Annotated in this window: 12 protein-coding genes; 3 read left to right on the top strand and 9 right to left on the bottom strand. The window is 27.8% G+C overall.

The annotated features are described in order from the left end of the window. Positions 1 to 7 precede the first annotated feature (7 nt). The 4 genes from KI686_RS10895 to smpB all read right to left on the bottom strand — a co-directional run bounded on the left by KI686_RS10895 (position 8) and on the right by smpB (position 3,047). Positions 8 to 967, bottom strand: coding sequence for a transketolase family protein (locus tag KI686_RS10895; RefSeq protein WP_237589321.1), 960 nt, complete (start codon positions 965 to 967; stop codon positions 8 to 10). Between the two features lie 138 nt (positions 968 to 1,105). Beyond that, positions 1,106 to 1,684: a Maf family nucleotide pyrophosphatase gene (locus tag KI686_RS10890; protein ID WP_237589320.1), complete on the bottom strand. Its 579-nt coding sequence runs from the start codon at positions 1,682 to 1,684 to the stop codon at positions 1,106 to 1,108. Continuing rightward, a complete protein-coding gene (locus KI686_RS10885) occupies positions 1,684 to 2,541 on the bottom strand; it encodes a geranylgeranylglycerol-phosphate geranylgeranyltransferase (RefSeq protein WP_237589319.1) in 858 nt (285 codons plus the stop codon). The genes KI686_RS10890 and KI686_RS10885 overlap by 1 nt, the downstream gene beginning before the upstream one ends. Positions 2,542 to 2,579: 38 nt before the next feature. Then, the gene (gene smpB / locus KI686_RS10880; RefSeq protein ID WP_237589318.1) at positions 2,580 to 3,047 is read right to left on the bottom strand and encodes an SsrA-binding protein SmpB; all 468 of its coding nucleotides are present in this window, start codon (positions 3,045 to 3,047) and stop codon (positions 2,580 to 2,582) included. A gap of 102 nt (positions 3,048 to 3,149) precedes the next feature. Here smpB and KI686_RS10875 point away from each other — a divergent pair, with 102 nt between their 5' ends. Further along, complete coding sequence (locus KI686_RS10875) at positions 3,150 to 3,893, top strand: DUF6503 family protein (RefSeq protein WP_237589317.1); 744 nt, start codon at positions 3,150 to 3,152, stop codon at positions 3,891 to 3,893. A gap of 11 nt (positions 3,894 to 3,904) precedes the next feature. On the opposite strand, the gene KI686_RS10870 is transcribed toward KI686_RS10875, so the two are convergent. The 5 genes from KI686_RS10870 to clpB form a co-directional block, all read right to left on the bottom strand. After that, complete coding sequence (locus tag KI686_RS10870) at positions 3,905 to 4,948, bottom strand: hypothetical protein (protein ID WP_237589316.1); 1,044 nt, start codon at positions 4,946 to 4,948, stop codon at positions 3,905 to 3,907. An 11-nt stretch (positions 4,949 to 4,959) separates the two neighbouring features. Further along, complete coding sequence (locus KI686_RS10865) at positions 4,960 to 7,110, bottom strand: VIT and vWA domain-containing protein (RefSeq protein ID WP_237589315.1); 2,151 nt, start codon at positions 7,108 to 7,110, stop codon at positions 4,960 to 4,962. A gap of 308 nt (positions 7,111 to 7,418) precedes the next feature. Next, the gene (locus KI686_RS10860; RefSeq protein WP_237589314.1) at positions 7,419 to 7,916 is read right to left on the bottom strand and encodes a SixA phosphatase family protein; all 498 of its coding nucleotides are present in this window, start codon (positions 7,914 to 7,916) and stop codon (positions 7,419 to 7,421) included. An 89-nt stretch (positions 7,917 to 8,005) separates the two neighbouring features. After that, positions 8,006 to 8,434: an Hsp20/alpha crystallin family protein gene (locus KI686_RS10855; protein WP_237589313.1), complete on the bottom strand. Its 429-nt coding sequence runs from the start codon at positions 8,432 to 8,434 to the stop codon at positions 8,006 to 8,008. Positions 8,435 to 8,641: 207 nt separating this feature from the next. Further along, complete coding sequence (gene clpB / locus KI686_RS10850; protein ID WP_237589312.1) at positions 8,642 to 11,254, bottom strand: ATP-dependent chaperone ClpB; 2,613 nt, start codon at positions 11,252 to 11,254, stop codon at positions 8,642 to 8,644. Positions 11,255 to 11,418: 164 nt separating this feature from the next. Here clpB and ytxJ point away from each other — a divergent pair, with 164 nt between their 5' ends. Next, positions 11,419 to 11,820 (top strand): bacillithiol system redox-active protein YtxJ, encoded by a 402-nt coding sequence (gene ytxJ, locus KI686_RS10845; RefSeq protein ID WP_237589311.1) that lies wholly within the window; start codon positions 11,419 to 11,421, stop codon positions 11,818 to 11,820. Between the two features lie 61 nt (positions 11,821 to 11,881). Continuing rightward, positions 11,882 to 13,432 carry a DEAD/DEAH box helicase gene (locus KI686_RS10840; RefSeq protein WP_237589310.1) on the top strand — a complete coding sequence of 517 codons (1,551 nt, stop codon included), beginning with the start codon at positions 11,882 to 11,884 and terminating at the stop codon, positions 13,430 to 13,432. The last annotated feature ends 49 nt before the right edge of the window (positions 13,433 to 13,481 follow it).

The following is a 13,481-nucleotide window of genomic DNA, read 5'->3' as shown; positions in this document are numbered from 1 at the left end:
AACGAAATTATTTTCTAGAAATTGCCTTTTTTGCAGCGGCTACAACAGAAGCTGCATTTAAGCCATATTTTTCCATTAATTGAGCAGGTGTTCCAGATTCTCCAAAAGTATCATTTGTACCAATAAATTCTTGTGGGGTAGGAGTGTTAAGAGATAAAGTTCTTGCAACGCTTTCACCCAAACCACCTATTATATTATGTTCTTCTGCAGTTACAATACAACCAGTTTTAGCAACAGATTTTAAAATAATCTCTTCATCTAAAGGTTTTATTGTGTGTATGTTTATTACTTCTGCAGAGATACCTTGTGCTTCTAATTGTTCTGATGCTTGTAAAGATTCCCAAACTAAGTGCCCAGTAGCAACAATTGTTACGTCTGTACCTTCTGTTAATTGAATTCCTTTACCAATTTCAAATTTTTCTTCTTTATAATCTGGCATAAAAATTGGCACAACCGGACGACCAAAACGTAAGTAAACAGGCCCGTCATGCTCTGCAATAGCAATCGTTGCTGCTTTGGTTTGGTTGTAATCACAAGTGTTAATTACAGTCATACCTGGTAACATTTTCATTAAACCAATATCTTCTAATATTTGGTGTGTAGCTCCGTCTTCTCCTAAAGTTAAACCTGCGTGAGATGCACAAATTTTAACGTTTTTACCAGAATACGCAATAGATTGACGAATCTGGTCATACACTCTACCTGTAGAAAAGTTAGCAAAAGTTCCTGTAAAAGGTATTTTACCACCAACAGTTAATCCAGCAGCAATACCCATCATGTTTGCTTCTGCAATACCAATTTGGAAAAATCTTTCTGGATTTTCTTTTATAAATTGGTTCATTTTTAAAGAACCAATTAAATCTGCACATAAAGCAACTACGTTTGGATTTGTTCTTCCTAATTCTGTTAAACCATCACCAAAACCAGAACGTGTATCTTTTTTTTCTGTGTACGTGTATTTTTTCATTATAAATTGTTGTATTGTAAAATTTTGGTAAAAATAAACTTTTATTTTACTTTAGAGAAAAGAAAATGGATAATAGAAAAAAGACTTTTAAACATATATTATTAATTAGGTAAAAAAAAGTGTTTAAAATAATGATTTCTATAATTTTATTAGTTCTTTATAAAGTTTTTGCACAGGCAAACCAACAACATTAAAATAACTACCTTTAATGTTATCTATTGCTATAAAACCAATCCATTCTTGTATTCCGTAGGCTCCAGCTTTATCAAAAGGTTGGTAGTTTTTTATATAATAGTTTATTTCTTCATCAGATAATTCTTTAAAAGAAACAATAGTTGTATCGTTTATAATTTTTTGAAAATTTTTATTTTTTATACTGATAGATGTAATTACTTGATGCTTTTTGCCAGATAAATCTTTTAACATTTTAAAAGCTTCTTCTGGATTTTTAGGTTTTCCTAAAGCCTTTTCTTCTAGCCAAACAATGGTATCCGAAGTAATTAATAAATCTTTGTCTGATAAATTTGTAAAGGATTTTGATTTTAAATCAGCTAAAAAATCGGTAATTTCTGTGCCTTTTAATTCTTGTGGATAAATTTCTTCAACTTCTTTTAATTGTACTGAAAAATCAATATCTAAATCTTTAAAAAATTGTTGTCTTCTTGGAGAACCAGATGCTAAAATAACATTGTAATCTTTTAGTTTTTCTCTTAACATTACATAAATTTAAATAAAATCATTGATAAAATACCAAAGAACATAATTGCTTTCATTATGCTGCTTAGTTTAGAAAAGTCTTTTTTTGTTTCAGCTAAATATAATCTAAACATAAAAAAGAGTAACGGAAATAGTAATAGAACAATTCCGTAAATTAAAAATAAAGCATTGTTTTTGTTAAAGTTTAATGTTATCAAAAGAAATATTAATAAGATACAGCTAAAGAAAAAAGCGACTTTAGAAGCTCTTTTTCTTCCTATTATTATCGGTAATGTTTTTGCTTTTATTTTTAAATCTCCGTTTATGTCTTCTATATCTTTAGATATTTCTCTAATTAAAGTGGTTAAAAAAGAAAAGATAGAATAAGTAACTACAGTGTAATAAAGTAGAATTCCGTCTCCAACATTTTTAGTTTTATAATTAGTGTGAAACAAAAAAGTTAAAATTATTGGTAAACTGCATAAAGTAGAAATTAACACATTGCCAATTAAAGCTTTCTTTTTAAAATAGTAAGAGTAAAAAAATAAACTTAGAATACTAAAAATGTAAACAGAAATTAAATTAAAAGAATTATTAATATAGCATAAATAAACTGCGAGTATAAAACCAACTAATGTAAAAGCGATATAAGAAAAGGTAGCTGTTTTAATATTGATGCTATTTTGTATTAAAACACTTTTGGGTTTGTTTATTTTGTCTGTTTCTATATCAAAAATATCATTTATGATATAGCCTGCAGCTGTAATTAAAATTACCGAAGTACTTAAAAATACAAATTGAAAATTGGTAAAATAAACAAACTCTATAATAGAATTAATTAATACATATTTGGTTAAAACCATCGTTAATAAAATCATTAAAAGATTTTTGTAACGTATTAGTTTTAAAAAATCCATTATCCGTTAAAGCTTTTTTTAATTCTTGCTAAGTCTCGCTTATTGTCTCGGTCTTTTAACACATTACGCTTATCGTGTGTTTGTTTTCCTTTTGCTAAAGCAATTTCTAACTTGGCAAAACCTTTATCGTTAATAAATAATCGTAACGGTACAATTGTATTACCTTTAGCTTCTACATCTTTTTTTAAGCTGCGTAATTCTCGCTTATTTAATAATAATCTGCGTTCGCTTTTAGGTTTGTGGTTAAAATGGTGACCAAACATGTATTCTTGTATATACATGTTAACAATAAACAATTCTCCTTTTTCATTAAACTCGCAAAAGCTTTCTGTAATTCTTGCTTGGCTTAATCGAATAGATTTTATTTCTGTTCCGGTTAATTGAATTCCAGCAACAAATTTGTCTAGAATTTCAAATTCGAAACGTGCTTTTTTATTCTGTATGTTTATCTTTTTTTGTACAGCCATCGACTGATTTTTTATTTAAAAAATTTTAACAAAGATACATTTTTACTTTACTCAAAGAAATGTAATTTTGAAAACTATTTTTATCAAACTAAATAAAATCTTATGAAATATTTATCAGTAGTTTTTTTTCTTTTAATAATTTCTTGCAAGCCTACTCAGAAAAATTATACTGCTCAAGAAATAATAGATAAATCAATTGCTGCTTCTGGAAGTGATAAAATTGCAAATGCTGAACTTAAATTTATTTTTAGAGACAAAGAATATATTGCAAACAGAAAAGCTGACGGTAGTTTTAAACTTACTAAAAAGTATAAAGATGAAAAAGTAGGTTTTGTTTCTGATATTTTAAGCAATAAAGGTTTTAAAAAACTAATAAATGGTACTCCTTATCAATTAAAAGATTCACTAGCTAATATAGCGTCTAATGCAGTAAACTCTGTACATTATTTTTCGGTTTTACCTTACGGATTAAATGATAAAGCAGTAAAAAAGAAGTTGTTGCCATCGGTTACAATTAAAGGAGAAGAATATTATAAAGTAGAAGTTACTTTTTCTGAAGATGGAGGAGGAGAAGATTTTGAAGATGTATTTATTTACTGGATTAGAAAAAAAGATTTTTTAATGGATTATTTGGCTTATTCTTATCACACAAACGGAGGTGGAAAGCGTTTTAGAGCTATTAATAAAGAGGTGATAAAAAACGGAATTCGTTTTGTAAATTACGATAATTACAAACCTTTAAACGATTCTATACCTTTAATAGATATTGATAAAGCTTTTGAAGAAAATCAACTTAAAAAGTTATCAGAAATTAATTTAGAAGAAATAGAAGTAACTATTTTATAGCTTTTTATAGCCTAAATTTTAATATATAAATCCGTGTTATTTATGTCTGTTAAACTGTGTTTAACAGATTTTTTTGTGGTAATAAGTGGTTTTAAAACACAAATTACAGTTGTTTTGCCAAGTATAATAAGTTTGTTGTTTGTTACTTTATAATTCCATCTGTATTTTTCTATAGGAATATTCAGTTTTAGTAATTCTTTACTAATTTCTTCTTTGTCTATTATCCAATCCATAATTTCATCATCGTTACTAAATGTTGGTGTTTTTTCTGATGAATTGGTAAAATCAAACTCCCATTTTACAGGAATATTAAATTGATAACTATAAGGCTCTCCAACATAACTTTCTTGTTTTTTATTTAGGCTTTTTAACCAATTAATTTGTTTTTCTGTAGGATATTTTTTTGCAATTTCTTTAGATAAATCTGTTTTTCCTGGTGATTTTGAAGTTGGATAAAAAACGTAAAATGGTTTTGCTAAATAATGATTGTTGTAGCTTCCGTCAAAAACATTAAAATGAGGAGAAGCAATAATATTAGGCGTTTTATCATTAGAAAAAGCAGACTTTAAAACCTGTAAAAGTTTTTTATTTTCTCCTAAACCACAAGAATGAAAAATAATGTTAGCATTCTCTATCCTTTTTTTGTGTAATTTTGGTAAACTCTTATTTTTTAATACTTCTTGTAGAGTTTCAATTGTAATTCTTTCTCCATTTTCAAGTGTTTTTAAACTCATTCCTCGCCAAGGATTACTGTGACTTACAATATGTATTTCATAAAAAAAAGTTTCATTTTCGTTTTTGTTTAGCCAATTAATAATTGCTTCTAAAGAATAGGTGTCTTCAATTATTTTAAATTTCTTTTGTTTAAAGTAAGATCTTGCATTGTTGTAATATTGATTATCATCTTTGTCAAAACCAGCAATAAAAACAATCGAATTATTTAATGTTTTTACATTGTTTGTAGTGTTTAAAGAAACTTTATTTTTACTAATTAATGTATTACAAGTTGTAATAAGTAAACAGAAGTAAACGATTGTTTTTAATGCTAATTTCATTGTATATGTTTTTATTTGGTTAAAATAATTACCGTATTTTGGTTTGTGTTTAAGTTGGTTGGTAATTGATTAAAAGCTACTTTTAAATTGCTAATTATTTTCCATAAACCATTTTCCTCTTTTTCTATTTTTACTATTTGCCCGTTTTTATTTATATGTAATTTTATGTTTTTATACTTATTTAAATACATATTTATAATTGCCGAATAATTACCTTTTAACCACATTTTTATTGCTCTTTTTTGATTGTTATTAATATTGTTTGAAATTGTTATTTTAAATGTTTTTTTAATTTTTGATGTCCCTTTAATATCTGCAGCTGCACCAACAGAAGTATTATTAACATATTTAGGCATTGTTAAAGGTTGTTTAACGTTGGTTAATTTGCCTTTTTTGTTTACAATTTCATTATCAATAGCAACAAAAGAGGTAAACTCTGTTGCTAAATTGTAGGTTAAACCAAGTTTGATAACTTCTTGTTTTACATCCTCATTAAAATTTCTTTTATAATCGATTAATTGTTCAATTTTTTTTCGTGCCCATAAATATTTTAAAGCTTTATTGTCTTTACTTAATTTGCCGTTTTGTACTTGGTGTGTTTGTGTAATTTTTTTATCACCTTGCCAGCCAGAAAAGCTAATTGTTCCGTTGGCTTTTCCTTTGTATTTTCCGTAAATTAAAAGAGGTCTGTTTGCAAAAACGTCTGGTATTGTTTTAGGTGTAACATCGTAAATATCAAAGTTATTTGTAGTTAGTTTTATTTGCGTTAAAACTGGGTGAGCTATCATTTTTTTAAAGTCTTTAGCTACTTTTAAAGCATCTGTTTTGCTAGTTGCAACAAAAGAGTTGCTGTTACTTACTTTGCTAATCCCTTCTATTAAATATCGGTTTACACTGCTGCCAATTCCAAAAGTAAATACGTTTGCTTTGTCTAAATTGTTTTCAATTAATTCAAAAGTTTCTTTTTCTACATTAATATATCCATCAGTAATTAATACCATTGTTCTGGCAGAGTTTTCATCTTTTCTGGGTAGTTTGTAAGCAGTTTTTAAAGCGTTAATTAATTCAGTTCCGCCACCATAATTAGAGGTACTTTTGTTTAAGTAATTAATAGCTGTTTCTATATTTGTACTTGTTGCATTTACAGATTTTTCTTTAAAAATTGAGCTTGTAGAAGCAAATAATTGTACATTAAAAGTGTCTGTTTCTTTTAAATCACTCAATAAATTGCGCATTAATTCTTTAGAAACATCCAACGGATAACCATTCATAGAACCAGAAACATCAACAATAAATAAGTATTCTCTTGGTGGTATTTTTTTAGAAACAATTTCTTTTGGTGGTTGTACCATTAAGGTAAAGAAATTTTCATTTTCTCCTTCGTATAACAATAAACCGGATTCAATTTTAGTACCTCTTAAAGAGTAGTTTAAAATAAAATCTCTATTTGCAGAGTTTTCATCTAAAACTACAATTTCTGCTGAAGTAGCATCCGGATAATGAATATCTATTTTATGAGATTTAGAAAAGATATTCTTAATTATAACACCTGCATTTATACAAACATCAATACTATTTGTAAAAGTATTATTTGTTCCTTTTTTGGTGTATGGTACATTAAAAACTTCTTCTTTAGATTTTTTTTCTCCAGTAAATCTAGGACCAACAACACCAGGAATTATAAACTGATATTCATCTGCGTTATTAATTAACATTTCTGTATAAGAAAGAGATATTATTACTTCTTCATTAGGTAAAATGTTACCTACTTTCATTTTAAAAACATTGGGTCTTTCTTGGTCTAATTTTGCGGCTCTTTTACCTTCTTTTATTGCTTTATTATAGATTTTATTTGCTTTCTTTTTTTCAAAAACTATTGCTTTTGTTGTTCTGTTTCCGGTTGTTATATTCATGTCATGCACAGCTGCTTTAGTGCTCATCGGAAAAATATAACTAGCTTCTATAGCTGTTTTAGTAAGGTTTTTATACGTTTGTATAATTTGAACATTAGCAATTGTACCAGATATTTGTACGCTTGTTTGTGTTGCTTTTAACGGAATGTTAGCTTCTTTAGTTGTGGTTTCTAAATACGGACTTTTAGTTTGTTGTGCATTTAAGATTGCAGAAAAAACAATGGTAAATAAAGTAAATAATAGTTTCATTTTTTTGATGTTTTAAGTTGATTAACACATCAAAAATAGGAGGTAAGTTTGGGGTAATTTTATGCCAAATAGAATTCGTAACTATAGCATTAGAATTCGTCGTAAAAATTAAAAGGTAGTTTTTTTTAGAAGCTGTTCCCGCTTTTCGCACTCGCTTTTTTTTACGGGTTTTAAATTTGCTTTTTTACTAGTTTTAAGCTCTTTTTATTATCTAAAAATAATATTTAAATAAAAAAAGAGCTCAAACAAATGCTTCAATCGGGGCTAAGTGTATTTACTGGTTTCGTTTATTACTTAGAAAGTTGTTATTATTCAACTTTTTTAATAATACTTGTTTTTTTATCACCAGAAATGGTTACAATAAATAAGCTAGCATTATCGCTATCATCCATGTCTTTGTATTTTTTTTCGTCTAAAATTTTATTAGCAAAAGCAGGTGTTGTATTACTGTGGCCAACTATTAAAACAGTTTTTCCTTTTGTTTCTGCTTTAAAAATAGAATCGTACATATTTCTAGGGTTGTAGCTTATAATTTCTAAGTTTTTACTAGCAGCAGTTGGTTTAGCGGTTTGTTGTGTTCTATTATAATCTGTAGAATAAACCGCATCTAAATGAATTTCTTTAAAATATTTAGCCCAGTTATCAGCTCTTTTTAATCCTTTTTCAGTCAAATTAGGATTTCTGTTAGTATTATTAGTTCTTTCTTTTTCTGCATGACGAATTAGGTAATAAGTTGTGGTTTCATCAGAAGAACAAGCAGAGAATAAACAAAAAGTAAAAACAAAAAGGAATAATAATTTTTTCATAAAAAAAGGTTTTGATGCTCAAAGGTAATTAAAAAAGAAAAAGCGATGTTTAAAACATCGCTTGGTTTCTGCTTTACTATTTTAATTGTTTACATTACCTCAATTACTTTTACAGGTTTAGGTTTTGCTTCCTCTAACTTCGGAATTGTAATTTTTAATTCACCGTTTTTATAAATAGCATTTATTTTATCGCTATCTACAACTCCTTTTGGTAGTGTAAAACTTCTTTTAAAAGATAGGTAACTATACTCTTTTCTGGTATAATTATCATTAGAGCTTTCATTATTTGATGTTTTTTCTGATGATATTGTTAAAATATCATTGTCTAAATCAATTTTAAAATCTTCTTTTTCCATTCCTGGTACAGCAACATCTACTATAAAATCATTTTCACTTTCTTTAATGTTTACAGCTGGTAATGTTGTGTTAGTGTCAGAAAAATTTGAAGTAGACCAATCTCTAAAAAAGTCGTTAAACACGTTTGGTAAAACTGGAAAATCTTTACTTTTTAATAACATAATTTTACATTTTTTAGTTAAACATTATTTTTTATTTCGGTGTCTATAAATCAAATAAAATGCCAATTAAAAAAAATGTCATTTTTTCAGTTTTAAAATTGATTTTTTGTCAGTTAATTTATTGATAGGTAGGTTTGTATAGTAAAAAAAGGTAGCGTTATAATAACGCTACCTTTTATTAAGTATTTAACTTTATTTATTGTTTAATTATGATACATTTTCTACCAAATCAGACTGATTTCTAAAAACTAATTTTTCATCAAAAGCATCTAAAAGAATAATGCTGTCTGTAGTAATTTTACCTGATAAAATTTCTTTAGAAAGCTGATTTAAAACTTCTTTCTGTATGACTCTTTTTACAGGTCTTGCACCAAATTCTGGCTGATATCCTTTTTTTGCTAAATAAGTAATAGCTTCATCTGTAGCATCTAAAGTAATGTCTTGTTTGCCAATCATTTTCTTTAAATGTTCTATTTGTAATTTTACAATTTCAAAAATATCAGATTGATTTAAAGGTGTAAACATAATTACATCATCAATTCTATTTAAAAACTCTGGTCTTACAGCTTGTTTTAATAAACCTAAAACTTCAATTTTAGCTAATTCTGTAACAGCATCTATATCTGCTTTTGGGTCGCTAAATTTTTCCTGAATTATATGGCTTCCCATATTAGAAGTCATAATAATTATGGTGTTTTTAAAATCTGCAACACGTCCTTTGTTGTCTGTTAATCTACCTTCATCTAAAACTTGTAATAAAATATTAAAAGTATCTGGATGCGCTTTTTCTATTTCATCTAACAATACTACAGAATAAGGTCTTCTTCTAACAGCTTCAGTTAATTGTCCACCTTCATCATAACCAACATATCCCGGAGGCGCACCAACCAATCTACTCACAGAATGCTTTTCTTGATATTCGCTCATGTCAATACGTGTCATGGCGTTTTCATCATCAAATAAATACTCTGCCAATGCTTTTGCTAATTCTGTTTTACCAACACCTGTTGTTCCTAAAAATAAGAAACTACCAATAGGTTTGTTAGGGTTTTGCAAACCAGCTCTAGATCTACGAACAGCATCAGAAACTGCAATAATTGCCTCTTCTTGTCCTACAACTCTTTTATGTAATTGATGTTCTAGTTTTAATAATTTTTCACGTTCAGATTGAATCATTTTTGTAACCGGAACACCAGTCCATTTTGCAACAACTTCTGCAATATCATCATAAGTTACTTCTTCTTTTATTAAAGAATTTTCCGATTGATTTTCTTTAAGGTTTTGCTGTAAAGCCTCTAAATCTTCTTGCGCTTTTTTAATTTTTCCGTAACGTAACTCTGCAACTAAACCGTAATTACCTTCTCTTTCGGCTTTTTCTGCTTCAATTTTAAAGTTTTCTATGTCTAATTTTGCATTCTGAATATTATCAACAACTTCTTTTTCAGATTTCCATTTTGCATTAATTTCGTTGCGTTCTTCTTTTAAGTTTGCCAAATCAGAACGAAGAGATTTTAACTTAACTTCATCTTTTTCTCGTTTAATTGCTTCAATTTCAATCTCTAATTGCATTACCTTACGATCTAAAACATCTAATTCTTCTGGTTTAGAATTGATTTCCATACGTAATTTAGAAGCAGCTTCGTCCATTAAATCAATTGCTTTGTCTGGTAAAAACCTGTTGGTAATATAACGTTGTGATAATTCTACAGCGCCAATAATTGCTTCGTCTTTAATACGTACTTTATGATGTGTTTCGTATTTTTCTTTAATTCCACGAAGTATAGAAATGGCACTTTCTGTATCTGGTTCGTCTACAATTACTTTTTGAAAACGACGCTCTAAAGCCTTGTCTTTTTCAAAGTATTTTTGATATTCATCTAACGTAGTTGCACCAATTGCACGTAATTCTCCACGAGCTAATGCAGGTTTTAAAATATTTGCAGCATCCATTGCGCCTTGTCCGCCACCGGCACCAACAAGCGTATGTATTTCATCAATAAAAAGTACAATGTCTCCTTCAGAATTTGTTACTTCTTTAACCACTGCTTTTAAACGCTCTTCAAACTCACCTTTGTATTTTGCACCTGCAATAAGTGCACCCATATCTAAAGAAAAAATTAATTTATCTTTAAGATTTTCAGGTACATCACCATCTACAATTCTGTGTGCTAAACCTTCTGCAATAGCAGTTTTACCTGTTCCTGGTTCACCAACTAAAATTGGATTATTTTTAGTTCTACGAGATAAAATTTGTAATAATCTTCTTATTTCTTCATCTCTACCAATAACAGGGTCTAATTTACCATCTTGTGCAAGTTGGTTTAAATTATTGGCAAATTTATTTAAAGAATTGTACGTTTCTTCTTGGCTTTGCGATGTTACTCTTTCGCCTTTTCTTAACTCATCTATAGCAGCTTTTAAATGCTTTTCTGTTACGCCTTGGTCTTTTAAAACTTGTGCAATATTACTTTTAGATTTAAATATAGCTAAGATTAAATGCTCAATAGAAACATAATCATCGTTCATGTTTTTTGCAATAACAGAAGCTTCTGTAAGTGTTTTACTCGCTTCTCTAGAGATCATTAATTCTGCACCAGAAACTTTAGCAAAACTTTCTAATTGTTTGTCTAAAATTTGTGATATAACAGTTGTATTGATGTTTAGTTTCTTTAATAGAAAAGGTAAAACATTTTCATCTACTTGTAATAAAGCTTTAAAAATGTGTTCATTTTCTATTTGATTATGACTATAACCTTGCGCAATTTGTTGCGCCATTTGTATGGTCTCTTGTGATTTTGTTGTATAGTTATTAAAATTCATTTTCTATTTTTTTATTTTCTTTTGATAGGTATTAAGCAATTTTAATACCATCTCGATAGGTATAAATAAAACGGTCAAATTGTCTGTTTTATTGTTGTTTAAGCTGACTTTTTGTCTTGTGAAAGTTTTCTATATTTGTAACGACAACTTTATAAAACATACAAATGGGCATATTTAATAATATCTTTAAAGGTAATAATGAAGAATCAAAAAATGAAGAAAAAAAGACATATTTAAATTGGATTCCTTTAACATCTTTAGAGCAATTAGAAGAAATTAAAGAAATTTCTAAAACAGAAGCTGTTTTAATTTTTAAACATTCTACAAGATGCGGAATTAGTAGTATGGTTATAAAACGATTTGAAGCGCTTTTTAAAGAAGAGCATAAAAATTTAAAAGTTTACTATTTAGATTTGTTAAACTATAGAAATATTTCTGATGAAGTAGGTTATACTTTTCAAGTAATGCACCAATCACCGCAGTTAATTGTTGTACAAAACGGTGTTTCTGTACACAATGCATCTCATTATGATATAACAATTACAAATTTATCAAGATTTATATAGTTTAAACTTGCATTAAACCTTAATTAAGTCTTATTTTTGCTACCTAAAATTTTTAATCGATTTGGCAGATATAAAGACTTCAACAACAAAACCAGGTAAAGAATTATACGGATATCAAAAAGATGCTCTACAAGAGATTTTTAAAAGATTCGAAAATGCACCTAAAGATTATCATTTATTATATCAATTGCCTACTGGAGGTGGAAAAACGGTAATATTTTCTGAAATAGTAAGAAGGTATATTGCTAAATTCAATAAAAAAGTATTGGTTTTAACTCATAGAATAGAGTTAAGTAAGCAAACTTCTAAAATGATTAAAGAATTTGGTGTAAGAAATAAAATTATTAATTCTACCGCTAAATTAGATGATCAGCACGATTTTGACTGTTTTGTAGCCATGGTAGAAACCTTAAAAAACAGATTAAATGACGATAAGTTAGATATTTCTGATATAGGTTTAGTAATTGTAGATGAGGCGCATTATAATTCTTTTACAAAGATTTTTAAATTTTTTAATGATTCTTTTATTCTTGGTGTTACAGCAACTCCTTTAAGTTCTAATACAAAATTACCAATGTATGAAAACTACCAAGAATTATTTGTTGGAGAACCAATTCATGATTTAATTGCTAATGGATATTTGGCAAAAGCAAATATGTATTCTTTTAACGTTGGTTTAACTTCTTTAGAAGTAGGAGCAAATGGAGATTATACAGTTAAATCATCAGAAGATTTATATACAAATAATGACATGCTTACCAAATTGGTTTCTGCATACGAAGAAACAGTAAAAGGTAAAAAGACATTAATTTTTAATAACGGTATTAACACTTCTATTCAAGTATTTCATGCTTTTAAAAGAGCTGGTTATCCTATAGCACATTTAGATAATACAAATTCTAAAGCAGAAAGAGAACTTATTTTAAAGTGGTTTAATAAAACGCCAAATGCAATTATAACTTCTGTAAGTATTTTAACAACAGGGTTTGATGAGCCAAGTATAGAGGCAATTATACTAAATAGAGCAACAAAATCTTTAACATTATACTACCAAATGATTGGGCGTGGTTCTCGTATTTATAAAGATAGAAACGAGTTTGATGTAATTGATTTGGGTAATAACTTTCATAGATTTGGTCCTTGGGGAGCAGATTTAGATTGGCAAAAAATGTTTAGTGCACCAGATTATTATTTAAATGCAATTCTTTCTGATGAAGAAATAGAAAGCACTTTTAAATATGAATTGCCTGCAGATGTTAAAAAAGAATTTGCCAACTCTACAGACACTTATTTTGATATGAAAAAAGTGTATATAGATACTATAAGGCAAGGAGAATCATCTAAAAGAGTTTTAGAAAAATCAATAGAACATCATGCTAAAATGTGTATAGAAAATAGTGAAGATGTTTTTGATGCATTAATTTTAGCCAAAATGTTAGGAGAAGAAATTGATGATAGAATTAATAGATATGCTAAATGTATTTCTAAAAGTACACATAACTTTGTTACTTGGTTAAAAGACGATTACAGAAAGAAATTAAACGCATATTTAAGAGCTAATTTTGATGAAGATTATGAAAAAATTCATGGTCATCCACCTATAGAAGAATAAATATTTATAAAAGAAACGCTAATTATTTAGCGTTTTTTTTTGCTTTTAA

The sequence above is a fragment of the Polaribacter sargassicola genome (assembly GCF_021991835.1).
GTDB classification, from domain to species: domain Bacteria; phylum Bacteroidota; class Bacteroidia; order Flavobacteriales; family Flavobacteriaceae; genus Polaribacter; species Polaribacter sargassicola.
This window is presented reverse-complemented; position numbering and strand designations above follow the sequence as displayed.

Coding starts and splice junctions, on each gene's coding strand:
- KI686_RS10895 (WP_237589321.1), bottom strand. CDS start 967: ATGAAAAAATACACGTACACAGAAAAAAAAGATACACGTTCTGGTTTT.
- KI686_RS10890 (WP_237589320.1), bottom strand. CDS start 1,684: ATGTTAAGAGAAAAACTAAAAGATTACAATGTTATTTTAGCATCTGGT.
- KI686_RS10885 (WP_237589319.1), bottom strand. CDS start 2,541: ATGATTTTATTAACGATGGTTTTAACCAAATATGTATTAATTAATTCT.
- smpB (WP_237589318.1), bottom strand. CDS start 3,047: ATGGCTGTACAAAAAAAGATAAACATACAGAATAAAAAAGCACGTTTC.
- KI686_RS10875 (WP_237589317.1), top strand. CDS start 3,150: ATGAAATATTTATCAGTAGTTTTTTTTCTTTTAATAATTTCTTGCAAG.
- KI686_RS10870 (WP_237589316.1), bottom strand. CDS start 4,948: ATGAAATTAGCATTAAAAACAATCGTTTACTTCTGTTTACTTATTACA.
- KI686_RS10865 (WP_237589315.1), bottom strand. CDS start 7,110: ATGAAACTATTATTTACTTTATTTACCATTGTTTTTTCTGCAATCTTA.
- KI686_RS10860 (WP_237589314.1), bottom strand. CDS start 7,916: ATGAAAAAATTATTATTCCTTTTTGTTTTTACTTTTTGTTTATTCTCT.
- KI686_RS10855 (WP_237589313.1), bottom strand. CDS start 8,434: ATGTTATTAAAAAGTAAAGATTTTCCAGTTTTACCAAACGTGTTTAAC.
- clpB (WP_237589312.1), bottom strand. CDS start 11,254: ATGAATTTTAATAACTATACAACAAAATCACAAGAGACCATACAAATG.
- ytxJ (WP_237589311.1), top strand. CDS start 11,419: ATGGGCATATTTAATAATATCTTTAAAGGTAATAATGAAGAATCAAAA.